Here is a 15,781-nt window from a genome sequence, read left to right as displayed (position 1 = left end):
GCCATCCCTCTTATCCTCTAAATACAATCAATAGCGCTGTCACGGCTAAAAGAAGCAGGATCATCATTGTGTCTGTGTTTTTCCATTGGAGCTGCCTATACTTGGTCCGTCCTTCTCCACCTTTATAGCCTCGTGCTTCCATCGCTACAGCCAGTTCCTCCGCGCGTTTAAAAGAGCTGATAAACAGCGGGATCAACAGAGGGACAATGGCTTTCATCCGCTCTTTAATTGGTCCGCTGGAGTATTCTACTCCCCTGGCTGTCTGTGCTTTCATGATTTTATCCGTTTCATCCATTAATGTGGGGATAAAACGCAGGGAGATGGACATCATTAAAGCGAGCTCATGGACCGGAAAGTTCACCTTTTTAAGAGGGCCGAGCAGTATTTCCAGCCCGTCTGTTATTTCAATTGGTGTGGTGGTGAGGGTCAGTAAAGACGTAATCAAAATCAGCAGGAAGAATCTTAGAGAGATGAAAATCCCCTGCCGGATTCCTTCCTCATAAATGGAAAGCCACCCGATTTCCAAAATCACTTCGCCTTCCTTTGTCAAAAACAGGTGCAGAAAGAAAGTGAACAGTACCAGGAAAAGCACCGGCTTAAGGCCAGCAATCAGAAACCTGGCAGGAATTCTGGACAGCGCAGCCATGAGAAGTGTATACCCCAGTAAAATAAGATAAGTCCAAAGATTATTGGCGAGAAAAACAACAGCAACAAATAAGAAAACGATAATGAGCTTCGAGCGCGGATCCATCCGGTGCAGGACAGACTCAGCCGGAACATAGCGGCCGATAATCATTTTTTCCATCATAGGCTTGTCCTCCCGGTCAGATAGGAAGCCACCATATCGGTCAATTCATCCTGCGACAGACAGACCTTTTCAAATTTTGTACTAAAGGTCTGTTCCAATTTCATTTGAAAACGTACAACCTCCGGAACATCCAGGCCCAATTCCAGGAGCTCTGCAGGAACAGAGAAAATTTCCTTGGGCGAACCTTTTTTCCGGACCTTCCCCTTATGCATGATCACAATCTCATCGGCATAGCGGGCGGCGTCTTCCATGCTGTGAGTCACGAGGACCGTCGACAAGCCACGCTCCTGGTGCAGGCGGTAAAACAAATCCATAATTTCCTTACGGCCCCGCGGATCCAGACCTGCTGTAGGCTCATCCAGGACGATGCATTCAGGGTCCATTGCCAGTACCCCGGCAATCGCCACCCGGCGCATTTGCCCTCCTGACAGGTCAAATGGTGACTTCTCAAGAATTTCCTCTGACAGGCCAACCTGGAAAATGGCTGCCCTTGCCCGTCTTTTCGCTTCTTCTTCGGAAACCCCGAAGTTCATCGGACCAAAGCAAATATCCTTCTCTACTGTTTCCTCAAAAAGCTGATGCTCCGGGAATTGGAATACAATCCCAACTTTTTTTCGTACACCCTTCAAGTTTTTTTCTTTCCGTCCCGCTTTAATTTCTCTGCTGCCAATCAGAACTGTTCCCTTTGTTGGTTTTAACAAGGCATTAAGATGCTGAAGGACAGTGGACTTTCCAGAGCCGGTATGACCGATGATGGCCAAATAGCTGCCTGAAGGAATATCGATGGAGACATCGGCTATGGCCAGGTGCTCAAACGGTGTCCCGACTGAATAACGGTATTCTACATTTTGGAGTGAGATGTCCATAATTCTGCCACCAACTCTTCTTCTGTAAGATAATGCCTGGAAAGGTTGATACCCTTTTCCCGAAGCTGCTTGCTGATTTTAACAGGGAAGGGAATGTCCAGTCCAAGCTCGACAAGCTCTTCATCCATCTGGAAGATTTCTTCAGGAGTGCCTTCCCGATAAATTTCGCCCTTATTCATAACAATGATCCTGTCAGCCTTTGCAGCTTCCTCGAGATCATGCGTAATCGAAATGACCGTAATTTTCTCCTGGTCCTGCAGTTTCATCATCGTATCAATGACTTCTTCCCGTCCACGAGGATCAAGCATGGAAGTAGCCTCATCAAGGATGATGATAGCGGGCCGCAATGCAATAACACCGGCTATTGCTACCCGCTGCTTTTGCCCTCCCGATAGATGATGCGGTTCTTGATCAAGAAAAGAGGCCATATTCACTTTATTTAGGGCATCGACAACGCGCTCAGCCATTACATCCGCAGGAATGCCGTTGTTTTCCAGACCAAAAGCCACATCATCCTGAACGGTAGTACCTACAAACTGGTTATCTGGGTTTTGAAATACCATGCCTATTTGACGGCGCACGTCCCAGACAGTCTCTTCCGTTAATTGAATGCCTGAGATGGCAATGGTCCCTTCTTTAGGGTAATGAAGCCCATTCAGCAGCCTGGCAAGCGTTGATTTCCCAGAGCCGTTATGGCCCACGATGGCAAGCCATTCCCCTTCATGAACCTCCAGATTTATGCCATTCAGGGCAGGCCGTTCCTGTGAATCATATTGAAAGCTTACATTCGATAAAAAAACAAGAGGTTCCTTCATGTTTATCCTCCTCTCAACTATCCTTCTCTCTCTACACTATCCCCCTGGAAACCGTTGCTCCAGTGAAGGTTTCCATACAGGGTTTCTCTGTTAAAATCAGCAAACGAAATAGTTCCAATAAAAGTTTTATATACAAAAAAAGCCTGCACCTCGTCCCGGGCGGAAAAGCGGTTTCCGCGTAGAGCACTAACATCCAAGACTGGATGGGGAGGAGGTGCATGAGCTAGACGAGTCATACAAGAAAAGCAGAAGGGCGTGATAGGCCCCGACAAGCGCTGGAAGCAGTTGATCCATGTTGTCTATCTATACCAGCTCCGCATTTCTCTTTCAGCGGCATGCTCATCGTAACGCTCTTTTTGGCTTGTTTCTCGATTATTCTTTTAAAAAAAGGGCAATGAAACAAGTTTGTACAAACTGTCCATCGCCCTTGTTGTGAGTGTTTAAGTTATTAAACTAACTCGATGATTACCATTGGCGCACCGTCACCGCGGCGTGGTCCAAGCTTCATGATGCGAGTGTATCCACCTTGGCGCTCAGCATAGCGTGGAGCGATGTCAGCGAAAAGCTTCTGAACAGCGTCCTGGTTGTTTTCTGCGTTTGCCACTTCATTGCGGACAAAAGCTGCCGCTTGACGGCGGGCATGCAGGTCACCACGCTTTCCAAGAGTGATCATTTTTTCAACAACAGAACGAAGCTCCTTCGCACGTGTTTCAGTTGTTTCGATACGCTCATTGATGATTAGATCGGTTGTCAAGTCACGAAGCATTGCTTTACGCTGAGAACTTGTACGTCCTAACTTTCTGTATCCCATGAGTGTTTCCCTCCTTTGTTGAATTCTGGAAGCTTCAGCTGTGTAACAGCAAAATGCCTAGTTAATCGCAATTAACTAGTCATCTTTACGTAAGCCTAAGCCTAGCTCCTCTAGTTTTGCTTTTACTTCTTCAAGTGATTTTCTTCCCAGGTTGCGAACCTTCATCATGTCTTCTTCCGTCTTGTGGGCAAGCTCCTGGACGGTATTGATTCCGGCACGCTTTAGGCAGTTATAGGAACGAACAGAAAGATCCAGTTCTTCAATGGTCATTTCTAGAACTTTTTCTTTTTGGTCTTCTTCTTTTTCCACCATGATTTCAGCATTTTGAGCTTCATCCGTCAAGCCGACAAAGATGTTCAAATGCTCAGTAAGGATTTTGGCACCAAGAGCTACCGCTTCTTTAGGGCCATTGCTTCCATCTGTCCAAACGTCAAATGTAAGCTTGTCATAATTGGTCATCTGTCCCACACGGGTATTTTCAACCTGATAGGAGACACGTGATACCGGAGTATAAATGGAGTCGATAGGGATAACCCCAATCGGTTGATCTTCTCGTTTATTCTGGTCGGCAGGTGAATACCCACGGCCTCTTCTAGCAGTCAGGCGCATGCGAAGAGAGCCTTTGCTTGAAAGAGTAGCAATATGAAGGTCGGGATTCAGAATCTCGACATCACTGTCATGTGTAATATCGGAAGCTGTGACAGCTCCTTCACCCTGCAGATCGATTTCGAGTGTTTTCTCTTCATCAGAGTAGATCTTTAACGCCAGCTTTTTAACATTCAGAATGATGGATGTCACATCTTCAACGACACCTTCGATTGTCGAGAATTCATGAAGCACTCCGTCAATTTGAATGGAAGTAACAGCGGCACCTGGGAGTGAGGATAATAGGATACGACGTAAGGAGTTACCCAAAGTTGTACCATATCCACGCTCAAGCGGTTCTACGACAAACTTGCCGTATTTGGCATCATCGCTGATCTCAACCGTTTCGATTTTTGGTTTTTCTATTTCGATCATCAAATATACCCTCCTTCAAAACGTCGAAACCCCGGCAGGCTTCCCTTGCCGAAAGTCCCCATGTATACGTTCCCGTATGCGCACAACAACTGGACAATTTCTGTATATTTTTTTTGTATCATATCCCATTATAGACAGCGATACAAAATCTATACAGAAAAATTAAACACGGCGACGTTTTGGCGGGCGGCAGCCGTTATGAGGAACTGGAGTAACATCTTTGATCGCTGTAACTTCAAGACCGGCAGCTTGAAGGGCACGGATTGCAGCTTCACGGCCTGCACCTGGTCCTTTTACAGTAACTTCAAGAGTCTTCATACCATGTTCCATTGATGTTTTAGCTGCTGTTTCAGCTGCCATTTGCGCAGCGAATGGAGTGGATTTGCGGGATCCCTTGAATCCAAGCGCACCTGCACTTGACCAGGAAATTGCATTTCCATGTACATCAGTGATTGTTACGATAGTATTATTGAAAGTTGAACGAATATGCGCAACTCCTGCCTCAATATTCTTTTTGACACGACGTTTGCGAGTATTAGTTTTACGAGCCATTTATTTATTTACCTCCTTTACGCATTATTTTTTCTTGTTAGCTACAGTCTTACGAGGGCCTTTACGTGTACGTGCATTGTTCTTGGTATTTTGACCGCGAACAGGAAGACCACGGCGATGACGAAGACCACGGTAAGAACCGATTTCCATCAAGCGCTTGATGTTCAGGGAAATTTCACGGCGAAGGTCACCCTCAACCTTTAATTTATCAATGATATCACGAATCTTGTTCAATTCGTCTTCAGTCAGGTCGCGAACACGAGTATCAGCGGATACACCTGCATCAGCCAGAACTTTTTCAGCAGTTGATCTGCCAATTCCATAAATGTATGTTAAAGAAATAACTACACGTTTTTCACGTGGAATATCTACACCAGCAATACGTGCCATTGATGTGCACCTCCTTCAAATTTAGCCTTGTTTTTGTTTATGTTTAGGGTTTTCACAGATCACCATAACTTTGCCTTTTCTGCGGATGACTTTGCACTTTTCGCAGATTGGCTTAACCGATGGTCTCACTTTCATTACTCTAACCTCCTTGATAGTACGGAGCATCCAGTTTATTTAAAGCGGTAGGTAATTCTTCCGCGAGTCAAATCATATGGGGATAGCTCAACTGTTACCTTATCACCTGGCAGGATGCGGATAAAGTGCATCCGGATCTTCCCGGAAACGTGAGCCAATACAGTATGACCGTTCTCCAATTCTACCTTAAACATGGCATTTGGCAAAGTTTCGAGCACTGTGCCTTCCACTTCAATTACATCATCTTTCGCCATCGAACTGAGTCTCCCTTCTTCACTTCATATGCGATTTACAAACAGGGTTTTCGTCAACCTTCTAATTATATCATATCAGGCTGCATCCGTCTCTTAATTACTTGAGCAATATTTGCAGGGATGGATGAAACAATGTCCCGAGTTAATCGATTACCTGAGATCAGGCTTTTGTCAATACTTCAAAACCAGTTTCTGTAATAGCAATGGTATGCTCAAAATGCGCACATAACTTTCCATCTACTGTCACTACTGTCCAGTTATCGGCCAGTGTGTTCACATATCGGCTTCCTGCATTTACCATAGGTTCAACGCATATAACCATGCCTGGCTTTAGCCTTGGCCCTTTATTAGGGGGGCCAAAGTGAGGAACTTGAGGGTCCTCATGTAATTCTTGCCCGATTCCATGGCCGACATACTCGCGTACAATCGAAAAGCCGTTTGTTTCTACATACGTTTGAATAGCATGGGAGATGTTAGAAAGTCGTTCCCCTGGTTTAGCCTCATCAAGGCCCCGAAAAAGTGCTTCCTCCGTAACGTCCATAAGACGCCGGGCATCTTCTTCGATGGTACCCACAGCGTAGGTCCAGGCAGAATCACCATGATATCCGTTATATTTCGCACCGATATCGATGCTGATAATGTCGCCCTCAACGAGAACCCTGTTGCCAGGAATCCCATGCACGAGTTCATTGTTGACTGAAGCGCAGATGCTCCCGGTAAACCCATGGTATCCCTTGAAAGAAGCTTCGGCACCATGTGAAGCGATAAACTCTTCCGCAATGCTGTCAAGTTCTTTTGTAGTGATCCCCGGGATAATGTGCTTTTTAAGCTCACGGTGGGTAAGGGCAACAATCCGGCCAGCCTCCCTCATAATCTCGATCTCACGGGGAGTTTTGCAGACAATCATTAATTCAAATCTCCAAGCAGCTTCTCAATGTCAGCAAAAACTGCACTGATATCCTGCTGCCCATTGATATTGCGCAAGTAGCCTTTGGTTTCGTAGAAATTCAATAGAGGCTGTGTCTGTTGAATATTGACTTCAAGGCGATTCTGTACCGTATCGGCATTATCGTCAGCCCGCTGGTATAGTTCGCCGCCGCAGCGGTCACAAGTACCTTCCTGTGCAGGTGGATTGAAGACCAAATGGTAAGTCGCCCCACAGCTTTTACAGATTCTGCGTCCTGTCAGACGTTCCATCAGAATGCTTTGGTCAACATCAATATTGATCACATAATCTATTTTCCTATCAAGACCTTCAAGAATATTCTCCAGCGCCTCGGCCTGAGCGACTGTGCGCGGAAAACCATCAAGGAGAAAACCGTTCTGGCAGTCTTCCTTGCTCAAACGTTCACGGACAATTCCGATTGTCACTTCATCAGGAACAAGAGCGCCTTGATCCATAAAGGATTTCGCTTTTAAACCTAATTCCGTTCCCTCTTTCATTGCTGCGCGAAACATATCCCCGGTAGAAATATGAGGTATATTATATTTTGCAACGATCTTGTCGGCTTGCGTGCCTTTTCCAGCACCCGGAAGACCCATAAGAACTAAATTCACTAGAATTCCCCCTAGTTTCTAAATGAAGGCTTAGGGAGCAAAGCCCCTAAACCTTACTTTATAAAACCTTTGTAATGGCGTTTTACCAACTGGGCCTCAAGCTGCTTCATTGTTTCAAGCGCAACGCCGACAACAATCAATAGACTTGTTCCGCCAATCTGAACAGATTGTGGAAGCCCGGCAACCTTAATGAAAAACATCGGCAGGATGGAAATCACGGAAAGGAAGATCGCTCCAACGAAAGTGAGGCGATACAGTACTTTAGTCAAGTATTCCTGCGTGGTTTTCCCCGGACGGATTCCCGGCACATATCCGCCTTGCTTCTTCAGGTTTTCAGCCACTTTCTCAGGATTCACCTGAATAAAGGCATAGAAATAGGTAAACGCAACGATTAGCGCAACATAGACAATCATACCGATTGGCTGCGTATAATCAAATGTGTTTTGAATCCAGATCGTCACATCATTGGTACCGAAGAACTGGGCGATCGTCGGCGGTGTAATGATGAACGATATAGCAAAAATGACTGGAATAACCCCTGCAGCGTTCACCTTTAACGGAAGATGTGTTGACTGACCGCCAACAGGATTGTTTCCTGCAGCCATCCGTTTTGCATACTGAATCGGAATCTTGCGGATTGCTTCCTGGATGAAAATAACCCCAACGATGATGGCGATAACAGCAAGTGCAAGCAGCACGACAGTAAGGATATTCAGAAATAATGCCTCCCCGGCATTTTCAAACTGCTGGGCATAAACCTGGTTCACGATGGTTGGCAGTCCGGCAACAATCCCGGCAAAGATGATGATGGAAATACCATTTCCAACTCCTTTAGCCGTAATTTGCTCCCCAAGCCACATTAAGAACGCGGTACCCGCTGTCAGGACAACTGCAATAAGCAAATAATTGCCGATCCCGTTATTGGTAATCAATAATCCGCCATACATATTGTTAAATCCGTATGACATACCAAGAGCCTGGACAAACCCAAGCACGATTGTAAAATAGCGGGTGAATTGGGCCAATTTGCGGCGACCCACTTCCCCTTGTTTGGACCATTCAGTGAACTTCGGAACCACATCCATCTGAAGCAGCTGGATGATGATCGATGCCGTGATATACGGCATGATTCCCATCGCAAAGATGGAGAAGTTCAGCAGCGCACCGCCGCCGAAAACATTCAGGACTCCGAAAACGCTCATGTCATCCTGGGTCTTTAATATATCAGCATCCACTCCTGGAACCGGGATAAAGGCACCAAGGCGGAATACAATCAACATTAAAAGGGTGAAGAGAATTTTCTTTCTGATTTCACCCACGCGCATAAAATTGGAGATTGTCTGAAACATTAAATCACCTCAGTTTGACCCCCAGCAGCTTTGATTGCTTCTTCGGCTGCAGAGGAGAACTTATGAGCTTTAACAGTCAGCTTTTTCTCCAAGTTGCCCTTGGCAAGAACTTTAATTCCTGCAAGTTCTTTCTTGACAAGCCCTGTTTCGATCAAAAGTTCTGGAGTCACTTCGGTTCCATCTTCAAAACGGTTTAAAGCATCCAGGTTCACTACTGCAAATTCTTTACGGTTGATGTTCGTAAATCCACGCTTAGGAAGACGTCTTGCTAAAGGTGTTTGACCACCTTCGAAACCAGGACGTACTCCGCCGCCGGAACGAGCATTTTGACCTTTATGGCCTTTTCCAGCTGTTTTACCGTTACCAGATCCAATTCCGCGGCCTTTGCGCTTGCGTTCATGACGGGAACCTTCAGCAGGCTTTAGTTCGTGAAGTTTCATGTTTGGCACCTCCTTGTTCTAAAGAAAAATCAATTATATTTCGTTCACCTTAACAAGATGGGAGACTTTGCTGATCATGCCGCGGATCGCAGCATTATCCTGATGTTCAACCGTCTGGTTAAGTTTCTTCAATCCAAGTGCTTTAACTGTTTCACGCTGATCTTGAGGACGTCCGATCAAGCTGCGTGTGAGGGTAACTTCCAATTTAGTTGCCATTTGATATCCCTCCTTATCCTAACAGTTCTTCTACTGTTTTGCCGCGCAATTTTGCTACGTCTTCAGCACGCTTTAACTGTTTTAGTCCATCAACAGTGGCACGGACCATGTTGATTGGAGTGTTGGTTCCAAGTGATTTGGACAGAATGTCACCGACACCAGCCAATTCAAGTACCGCACGGACAGGTCCGCCAGCGATAACTCCTGTACCTTCAGAAGCAGGCTTAAGAAGGATTTCACCAGCACCGAAGTGACCAATTACTTCGTGAGGAATGGTAGTACCAACCATTGGTACATTAATCAAGTTTTTCTTTGCATCTTCGATTGCCTTACGGATAGCATCAGGTACTTCCTGTGCCTTACCAGTTCCAAAGCCGACATAACCGTTCTTGTCGCCTACTACTACAAGAGCAGTAAAACGGAAACGGCGTCCACCTTTAACAACCTTTGCAACACGGTTAACCGTGACTACGCGTTCTTCAAGTTCAAGTTTGTTTGGATCAATGCGACGCATCTATTTGTGTCCCTCCTTTTTCTATTAAAATTGCAGTCCATTTTCACGTGCAGCATCTGCAAGAGCCTTGATACGGCCATGATACAGATATCCACCACGGTCAAAAACAACTTCAGAGATTCCTTTTTCCACTGCACGCTTAGCAACCAATTCTCCGACCTTAACGGCTGCATCAAGATTGCTAGTAGAATCAACGTTCAGATCTTTATCTAAAGTAGAAGCACTCGCAAGAGTTACTCCGTTTACATCGTCAACCAGTTGCGCGTAAATGTGCTTGTTGGAACGGAACACATTTAGACGAGGACGAGCTTCAGTACCGCTGATTTTGGAACGGACACGTGCGTGTCGTTTACGGCGAGTAGCGTTTTTATCAGCTTTCGTAATCATTTAGGTCACTCCTTTCTTTAGAGGCTTAAGCGGTCTTACTTACCAGTTTTACCTTCTTTACGGCGTACAAATTCGCCTTCATAGCGGATTCCCTTGCCTTTGTAAGGCTCTGGCGGACGTACTCCGCGAATGTTGGCAGCAAGCGCGCCAACGCGTTCCTTGTCAGTTCCTTTAATAACAATCTTCGTGTTAGAAGGAACTTCGATTTCAACGCCCTCTTCCGGCTCAATCTCAACAGGATGGGAATAGCCAACGTTAAGGACAAGTTTCTTGCCTTGCTTTGCAGCACGGTAACCGACACCGATCAGGTCAAGAGATCTTTCGAATCCTTTTGATACGCCTTCTACCATGTTGGAAAGCAGCGCACGAGTGGTACCGTGAATTGTACGGTGATCCTTGGATTCTGTAGGACGTACGATTGTGATCACGTTGTCCTCAATGTTGATTTGCATATCCTTGTTGAAAGTACGGGATAGTTCTCCTTTTGGTCCCTTTACTGTTACATGGTTGTTTTCGTTTGTAACCGTAACACCAGCAGGAATTTCAATTGGTTTTTTACCTACGCGAGACATTCAGTGCACCTCCATTCATTAAAGAAATCTATTACCAGACGTATGCTAGTACTTCTCCGCCCACTTGCTTCGCACGGGCTTCCTTGTCAGTTAATACGCCGTTTGATGTCGAAACTAGAGCGATACCAAGACCGTTCAATACGCGCGGCATTTCGTTGGACTTTGCGTATACGCGAAGGCCTGGCTTGCTGATACGCTTTAGACCTGTGATAACACGCTCGTTGTTGGCACCATATTTCAGGAAAATACGGATGATGCCTTGTTTGTTGTCTTCGATGTATTCTACATCACGAACGAAACCTTCACGCTTAAGAATTTCAGCGATTTCCTTTTTCATGTTAGAAGCAGGTACTTCTAATTTTTCGTGACGAACCATATTCGCGTTACGAATACGAGTTAGCAAATCTGCAATCGGATCTGTCATGACCATTGTTTTTACCTCCTTCCCAAACCTTGGTTTTACCAGCTAGCTTTTTTCACACCAGGAATTTGACCCTTGTATGCTAATTCACGGAAACAGATACGGCAAAGCTTAAATTTACGGTATACAGAGTGCGGACGTCCGCAGCGCTCACAGCGTGTGTACTCTTGCACCTTGAATTTAGGCGTGCGCTTTTGTTTCGCAATCATTGATTTTTTAGCCACGTTTTCGCCTCCCTCTATTTAGAGATTACTTTTGAAATGGCATTCCGAATGATGTTAGTAGTTCACGAGCTTCTTCATCAGTATTAGCAGTCGTAACGATAACGATATCCATGCCACGCACTTTATTTACTTTATCGTAATCAATTTCAGGGAAGATCAACTGTTCTTTTACACCAAGAGTGTAGTTTCCACGGCCATCGAATGACTTCTTGGAGATACCGCGGAAGTCACGTACACGTGGAAGAGAAACTGAAATTAATTTATCCAGGAATTGATACATGCGTTCGCCGCGTAGTGTTACCTTCGCACCGATCGGCATTCCTTCACGAAGACGGAAGCCTGCGATTGATTTCTTCGCTTTTGTGATCACTGGCTTTTGACCAGAGATGATAGCCAATTCTTCAACCGCATTGTCAAGTGCTTTTGCGTTAGCAACAGCATCGCCGACACCCATGTTGATTACGATTTTCTCAAGCTTAGGTACTTCCATTACGGATTTATAGTTGAACTTGCTCATAAGAGCAGGAGTGATTTCTTTGTTGAACTTTTCTTTTAGGCGGTTCATTTAGTGTACCTCCCTTCTTCATTGGACTTATTTATCGAGAACTTCACCGGATTTTTTTGCTACGCGTACCTTCTTGCCGTTTTCCTCTTTATATCCAACTCGGGTTGGGTTTCCGGATTTCGGGTCGATAGGCATAACATTTGATACATGAATAGGTGCCTCTTGGCTGATGATTCCGCCTTGCGGATTCACTTGAGACGGCTTCGCGTGTTTTTTCACGATATTAACGCCTTCTACTAGGACACGGTTTTGCTTAGGGTAAGCAGCCAGAACGTTTCCAGTTTTACCTTTGTCCTTGCCAGAGATGACCATTACTTTGTCACCTTTTTTGACATGCATCTGTCGCACCTCCTTAAAGCCATTTGTTTTGGATTATAGTACTTCTGGAGCTAATGAAACGATCTTCATGAAGTTGTTGTCGCGCAATTCACGTGCCACAGGTCCGAAGATACGGGTTCCACGTGGGGCCTTATCATCACGGATGATTACACATGCATTTTCATCAAACTTGATGTAAGTGCCATCCGCACGGCGTGCACCGCTCTTTGTACGGACAATAACTGCCTTCACAACATCACCTTTTTTAACAACGCCACCTGGTGTTGCTTGTTTGACTGTGCAAACGATAACGTCACCGATATTGGCAGTCTTGCGGCCTGAACCACCTAGTACCTTGATCGTAAGAACTTCACGAGCACCAGAGTTATCAGCAACTTTTAAACGACTTTCCTGTTGGATCATGTGAGTAACCTCCCTTCGGGATATCTATACCGAACGATTTAGATAATAACAGCTTTTTCAACCACTTCTAATAAACGGAAGCGTTTGGTAGCAGAAAGCGGGCGAGTTTCCATAATGCGAACTACGTCGCCTACCTTTGCTGCATTTTGCTCATCATGAGCTTTGAATTTCTTAGAGTACTTAACGCGCTTGCCATATAGAGAATGTGTTTTGTATGTTTCGACAAGAACAGTAACTGTTTTGTCCATCTTGTCAGACACAACACGTCCAGTATACACCTTGCGCTGGTTGCGTTCACTCATTGCGCGCGGCCTCCTCTCTGATTATCGATTGTTAACGCCGATCTCTCTTTCGCGAATCACAGTTTTCATACGGGCAATCGCCTTCCGGACTTCACGGATGCGTGCTGTATTTTCAAGTTGTCCAGTCGCTAATTGAAAGCGCAGGTTAAAAAGCTCTTCTTTCAAAGACTTTACTTTTTGTTCGATTTCGGCAGTGGTAAGGTCACGAATTTCATTAGCTTTCATTGGATTCACCACCAATTTCTTCTCGTTTTACAAACTTGCATTTAACAGGAAGTTTGTGTGCTGCAAGACGCAATGCTTCACGAGCGACCTCTTCGGATACGCCAGCGATTTCAAACATTACCTTTCCTGGCTTGACAACTGCTACCCAGCCTTCAGGAGAACCTTTACCGGAACCCATCCGCACTTCTAGAGGCTTTGCAGTATATGGCTTGTGTGGGAAAATTTTAATCCAAACTTTACCGCCACGTTTCATATAACGTGTCATGGCAATACGTGCTGATTCGATTTGGCGGTTTGTGATCCAGGAGGCTTCAGTAGCTTGCAGGCCAAATTCTCCAAACGCTACTTCTGTGCCGCCTTTAGCGCGACCGCGCATTTTTCCGCGGTGTTCGCGGCGATATTTAACGCGTTTTGGCAATAACATAATTATTTGCCTCCTTCCTCAGTTTTCTTCTTCGCTGGAAGGACCTCTCCCTTATAAATCCATACTTTTACGCCAAGCTTACCGTATGTTGTGTCAGCTTCAGCAGTTGCATAGTCGATATCTGCACGAAGAGTATGAAGAGGTACTGTTCCTTCGCTGTAGTGTTCTGAACGAGCGATATCTGCTCCGCCTAGACGGCCGGAAACCATTGTCTTGATACCTTTTGCACCTGCACGCATTGCACGTTGGATAACTTGCTTCTGGGCGCGGCGGAAAGATACGCGGTTTTCCAATTGGCGGGCAATGTTTTCAGCTACCAATTTCGCATCAATGTCAGCTCTTTTGATTTCAAGAATATTAATATGAACGCGTTTGCCAGTAAGAGCGTTAAGGGCTTTGCGAAGTGCTTCGACTTCTGTTCCGCCTTTACCGATTACCATCCCTGGCTTCGCAGTGTGGATCGTCACATTCAAGCGGTTTGCAGCACGCTCGATTTCAATCTTGGAAACAGATGCATCGCTCAAACGCTTAGTGATGTATTCACGAACCTTAATGTCTTCGTGTAAAAGATCAGCATAGTCTTTGCCTGCGTACCATTTAGACTCCCAATCACGGATGACTCCGATACGCAATCCGACTGGATTTACTTTTTGACCCACTAATTATCCCTCCTTCTTTTCTGATAGAACGATTGTGATGTGGCTTGTGCGCTTGTTGATGGCACTTGCACGTCCCTGTGCACGTGGGCGGAAACGCTTCAAAGTAGGTCCTTCGTTCGCGTATGCCTGTGAAATCACAAGGTTGTTTACATCCATTTCGTAGTTGTGCTCTGCATTAGCCAACGCAGATTTTAAAACTTTTTCTACGATCGGGGAAGCTGCTTTCGGAGTTAGTTTCAGAATAGCTACCGCTTCGCCAACTTGCTTTCCTCGAATTAAATCCAATACTAACCGAGCTTTACGAGGAGCAATACGAACTGTTCTAGCAACAGCTTTTGCTTGCATTAGGATGCCCTCCTCTCATTAACGTCTTGTTTTCTTATCGTCAGCGGCATGGCCTTTATAAGTACGAGTTGGAGCGAATTCTCCAAGCTTGTGGCCTACCATGTCTTCAGTGATATATACAGGAACATGTTTGCGCCCGTCATAGACAGCGACCGTATGTCCAATGAATTGCGGGAAGATCGTAGAACGGCGGGACCAAGTCTTTACAACTTGCTTGCCCTCAGTCTCATTTAGCTTTTCGATCTTTTTAATTAAATGCTCATCAACAAAAGGTCCTTTTTTTAAGCTGCGACCCATGATTGAACCTCCCTTCGTGATTGTTCTACGGTTCTTTTGAACCGTAGCTCAACCGCGTTATTTTTTACGACGACGTACGATAAACTTGTCGGATTTGTTTTTCTTTTTACGAGTTTTATATCCAAGAGTCGGCTTGCCCCATGGTGACATTGGTGATTTACGTCCGATTGGGGAGCGTCCTTCACCACCACCGTGTGGGTGATCGTTCGGGTTCATTACAGATCCACGGACAGTCGGGCGCTTGCCTAACCAGCGGGAACGTCCTGCTTTACCGATCGTGATCAATTCGTGTTGTTCGTTTCCTACCTGACCTACAGTCGCGCGGCATTCTGCAAGAATCATGCGGACTTCACCGGAGTTCAAACGAACCAATACGTATTTGCCTTCTTTACCAAGCACCTGTGCAGATGTACCTGCAGAACGAACCAATTGTCCGCCTTTGCCTGGCTTAAGCTCGATGTTGTGGATTACAGTACCAACTGGAATGTTAACTAATGGCAGGGCATTTCCTACCTTGATGTCCGCCTCTGGGCCAGACATAACTTCCATTCCAACCACCAGGTTTTTAGGTGCTAGGATGTAACGCTTTTCACCGTCTACATAATGAATCAACGCAATGTTTGCGGAACGGTTTGGATCATATTCAACTGTGGCAACGCGTCCTGGAATGCCATCTTTGTTGCGCTTGAAGTCGATGACACGGTATTGACGCTTGTGGCCGCCACCATGATGACGAACAGTTAACTTACCCTGGTTGTTACGGCCGCCTTTTCTGTGCAACGGAGCAAGCAAGGATTTTTCCGGCTTGTCAGTTGTAATTTCAGCGAAATCAGACGCTGTCATGTTACGACGACCATTAGAGGTAGGTTTGTACTTTTTAATCGCCATGTTC

General features: G+C 45.6%; 29 protein-coding genes. All 29 read right to left on the bottom strand.

Features of this window, described 5'->3' with window-relative positions; all coding sequences use genetic code 11:
• Nucleotides 1–10: 10 nt before the first annotated feature.
• The 29 genes from WQ57_RS16100 to rplB all read right to left on the bottom strand — a co-directional run bounded on the left by WQ57_RS16100 (nt 11) and on the right by rplB (nt 15,777).
• Nucleotides 11–808: an energy-coupling factor transporter transmembrane component T family protein gene (locus WQ57_RS16100; protein ID WP_046524793.1), complete on the bottom strand. Its 798-nt coding sequence runs from the start codon at nt 806–808 to the stop codon at nt 11–13.
• Entirely contained in the window at nt 805–1,674 is an 870-nt protein-coding gene (locus WQ57_RS16095) for an energy-coupling factor ABC transporter ATP-binding protein (protein ID WP_046524792.1), read from the bottom strand. Before WQ57_RS16095 ends, WQ57_RS16100 begins: the two co-directional genes overlap by 4 nt.
• Complete coding sequence (locus tag WQ57_RS16090) at nt 1,650–2,489, bottom strand: energy-coupling factor ABC transporter ATP-binding protein (RefSeq protein ID WP_046524791.1); 840 nt, start codon at nt 2,487–2,489, stop codon at nt 1,650–1,652. The genes WQ57_RS16095 and WQ57_RS16090 overlap by 25 nt, the downstream gene beginning before the upstream one ends.
• Nucleotides 2,490–2,937: 448 nt before the next feature.
• A complete protein-coding gene (gene rplQ / locus WQ57_RS16085) occupies nt 2,938–3,300 on the bottom strand; it encodes a 50S ribosomal protein L17 (protein WP_046524790.1) in 363 nt (120 codons plus the stop codon).
• A 75-nt stretch (nt 3,301–3,375) separates the two neighbouring features.
• Complete coding sequence (locus WQ57_RS16080) at nt 3,376–4,320, bottom strand: DNA-directed RNA polymerase subunit alpha (RefSeq protein ID WP_046524789.1); 945 nt, start codon at nt 4,318–4,320, stop codon at nt 3,376–3,378.
• A 162-nt stretch (nt 4,321–4,482) separates the two neighbouring features.
• Entirely contained in the window at nt 4,483–4,872 is a 390-nt protein-coding gene (gene rpsK / locus WQ57_RS16075; RefSeq protein ID WP_046524788.1) for a 30S ribosomal protein S11, read from the bottom strand.
• A 24-nt stretch (nt 4,873–4,896) separates the two neighbouring features.
• Nucleotides 4,897–5,262 (bottom strand): 30S ribosomal protein S13, encoded by a 366-nt coding sequence (gene rpsM / locus WQ57_RS16070; protein ID WP_046524787.1) that lies wholly within the window; start codon nt 5,260–5,262, stop codon nt 4,897–4,899.
• A gap of 21 nt (nt 5,263–5,283) precedes the next feature.
• Nucleotides 5,284–5,397 carry a 50S ribosomal protein L36 gene (rpmJ, locus tag WQ57_RS16065; RefSeq protein ID WP_003156543.1) on the bottom strand — a complete coding sequence of 38 codons (114 nt, stop codon included), beginning with the start codon at nt 5,395–5,397 and terminating at the stop codon, nt 5,284–5,286.
• A 35-nt stretch (nt 5,398–5,432) separates the two neighbouring features.
• On the bottom strand, nt 5,433–5,651 hold the full coding sequence (infA, locus tag WQ57_RS16060; RefSeq protein ID WP_025909748.1) for a translation initiation factor IF-1: 219 nt from the start codon (nt 5,649–5,651) through the stop codon (nt 5,433–5,435).
• Nucleotides 5,652–5,811: 160 nt separating this feature from the next.
• The gene (map, locus tag WQ57_RS16055; protein WP_046524786.1) at nt 5,812–6,558 is read right to left on the bottom strand and encodes a type I methionyl aminopeptidase; all 747 of its coding nucleotides are present in this window, start codon (nt 6,556–6,558) and stop codon (nt 5,812–5,814) included.
• Entirely contained in the window at nt 6,558–7,208 is a 651-nt protein-coding gene (locus WQ57_RS16050) for an adenylate kinase (RefSeq protein WP_046524785.1), read from the bottom strand. The genes map and WQ57_RS16050 overlap by 1 nt, the downstream gene beginning before the upstream one ends.
• A 53-nt stretch (nt 7,209–7,261) precedes the next feature.
• Nucleotides 7,262–8,557, bottom strand: a complete 1,296-nt coding sequence (gene secY, locus WQ57_RS16045; RefSeq protein WP_046524784.1) for a preprotein translocase subunit SecY — start codon at nt 8,555–8,557, stop codon at nt 7,262–7,264.
• Nucleotides 8,557–8,997, bottom strand: a complete 441-nt coding sequence (gene rplO / locus WQ57_RS16040) for a 50S ribosomal protein L15 (protein WP_046524783.1) — start codon at nt 8,995–8,997, stop codon at nt 8,557–8,559. Before rplO ends, secY begins: the two co-directional genes overlap by 1 nt.
• 33 nt (nt 8,998–9,030) lie before the next feature.
• The gene (rpmD, locus tag WQ57_RS16035) at nt 9,031–9,213 is read right to left on the bottom strand and encodes a 50S ribosomal protein L30 (RefSeq protein ID WP_046524782.1); all 183 of its coding nucleotides are present in this window, start codon (nt 9,211–9,213) and stop codon (nt 9,031–9,033) included.
• 13 nt (nt 9,214–9,226) lie between these two features.
• Entirely contained in the window at nt 9,227–9,727 is a 501-nt protein-coding gene (gene rpsE / locus WQ57_RS16030) for a 30S ribosomal protein S5 (RefSeq protein ID WP_046524781.1), read from the bottom strand.
• 24 nt (nt 9,728–9,751) lie between these two features.
• Nucleotides 9,752–10,114: a 50S ribosomal protein L18 gene (gene rplR / locus WQ57_RS16025; RefSeq protein ID WP_046524780.1), complete on the bottom strand. Its 363-nt coding sequence runs from the start codon at nt 10,112–10,114 to the stop codon at nt 9,752–9,754.
• 35 nt (nt 10,115–10,149) lie between these two features.
• A complete protein-coding gene (gene rplF, locus WQ57_RS16020) occupies nt 10,150–10,686 on the bottom strand; it encodes a 50S ribosomal protein L6 (protein ID WP_046524779.1) in 537 nt (178 codons plus the stop codon).
• A gap of 31 nt (nt 10,687–10,717) precedes the next feature.
• A complete protein-coding gene (gene rpsH / locus WQ57_RS16015) occupies nt 10,718–11,116 on the bottom strand; it encodes a 30S ribosomal protein S8 (RefSeq protein ID WP_046524778.1) in 399 nt (132 codons plus the stop codon).
• A gap of 29 nt (nt 11,117–11,145) precedes the next feature.
• On the bottom strand, nt 11,146–11,331 hold the full coding sequence (gene rpsN / locus WQ57_RS16010) for a 30S ribosomal protein S14 (RefSeq protein WP_001085700.1): 186 nt from the start codon (nt 11,329–11,331) through the stop codon (nt 11,146–11,148).
• 25 nt (nt 11,332–11,356) lie between these two features.
• Complete coding sequence (gene rplE / locus WQ57_RS16005) at nt 11,357–11,896, bottom strand: 50S ribosomal protein L5 (protein ID WP_046524777.1); 540 nt, start codon at nt 11,894–11,896, stop codon at nt 11,357–11,359.
• 27 nt (nt 11,897–11,923) lie between these two features.
• Complete coding sequence (rplX, locus tag WQ57_RS16000; RefSeq protein WP_046524776.1) at nt 11,924–12,235, bottom strand: 50S ribosomal protein L24; 312 nt, start codon at nt 12,233–12,235, stop codon at nt 11,924–11,926.
• A gap of 33 nt (nt 12,236–12,268) precedes the next feature.
• Nucleotides 12,269–12,637, bottom strand: coding sequence for a 50S ribosomal protein L14 (rplN, locus tag WQ57_RS15995; protein WP_046524775.1), 369 nt, complete (start codon nt 12,635–12,637; stop codon nt 12,269–12,271).
• 38 nt (nt 12,638–12,675) lie between these two features.
• The gene (gene rpsQ / locus WQ57_RS15990; protein WP_046524774.1) at nt 12,676–12,939 is read right to left on the bottom strand and encodes a 30S ribosomal protein S17; all 264 of its coding nucleotides are present in this window, start codon (nt 12,937–12,939) and stop codon (nt 12,676–12,678) included.
• A 21-nt stretch (nt 12,940–12,960) separates the two neighbouring features.
• The gene (gene rpmC, locus WQ57_RS15985; RefSeq protein WP_003351417.1) at nt 12,961–13,164 is read right to left on the bottom strand and encodes a 50S ribosomal protein L29; all 204 of its coding nucleotides are present in this window, start codon (nt 13,162–13,164) and stop codon (nt 12,961–12,963) included.
• On the bottom strand, nt 13,154–13,588 hold the full coding sequence (rplP, locus tag WQ57_RS15980; RefSeq protein ID WP_046524773.1) for a 50S ribosomal protein L16: 435 nt from the start codon (nt 13,586–13,588) through the stop codon (nt 13,154–13,156). Before rplP ends, rpmC begins: the two co-directional genes overlap by 11 nt.
• A gap of 2 nt (nt 13,589–13,590) precedes the next feature.
• A complete protein-coding gene (rpsC, locus tag WQ57_RS15975) occupies nt 13,591–14,247 on the bottom strand; it encodes a 30S ribosomal protein S3 (protein WP_046524772.1) in 657 nt (218 codons plus the stop codon).
• 3 nt (nt 14,248–14,250) lie between these two features.
• On the bottom strand, nt 14,251–14,592 hold the full coding sequence (gene rplV, locus WQ57_RS15970; protein WP_046524771.1) for a 50S ribosomal protein L22: 342 nt from the start codon (nt 14,590–14,592) through the stop codon (nt 14,251–14,253).
• Between the two features lie 18 nt (nt 14,593–14,610).
• Nucleotides 14,611–14,889 (bottom strand): 30S ribosomal protein S19, encoded by a 279-nt coding sequence (gene rpsS, locus WQ57_RS15965; protein ID WP_046524770.1) that lies wholly within the window; start codon nt 14,887–14,889, stop codon nt 14,611–14,613.
• A 57-nt stretch (nt 14,890–14,946) separates the two neighbouring features.
• On the bottom strand, nt 14,947–15,777 hold the full coding sequence (gene rplB / locus WQ57_RS15960; RefSeq protein ID WP_046524769.1) for a 50S ribosomal protein L2: 831 nt from the start codon (nt 15,775–15,777) through the stop codon (nt 14,947–14,949).
• Nucleotides 15,778–15,781 lie beyond the last annotated feature (4 nt).

The organism is Mesobacillus campisalis, assembly GCF_000986785.1.
Taxonomy (GTDB): domain Bacteria; phylum Bacillota; class Bacilli; order Bacillales; family Cytobacillaceae; genus Mesobacillus_B; species Mesobacillus_B campisalis.
This window is presented reverse-complemented; position numbering and strand designations above follow the sequence as displayed.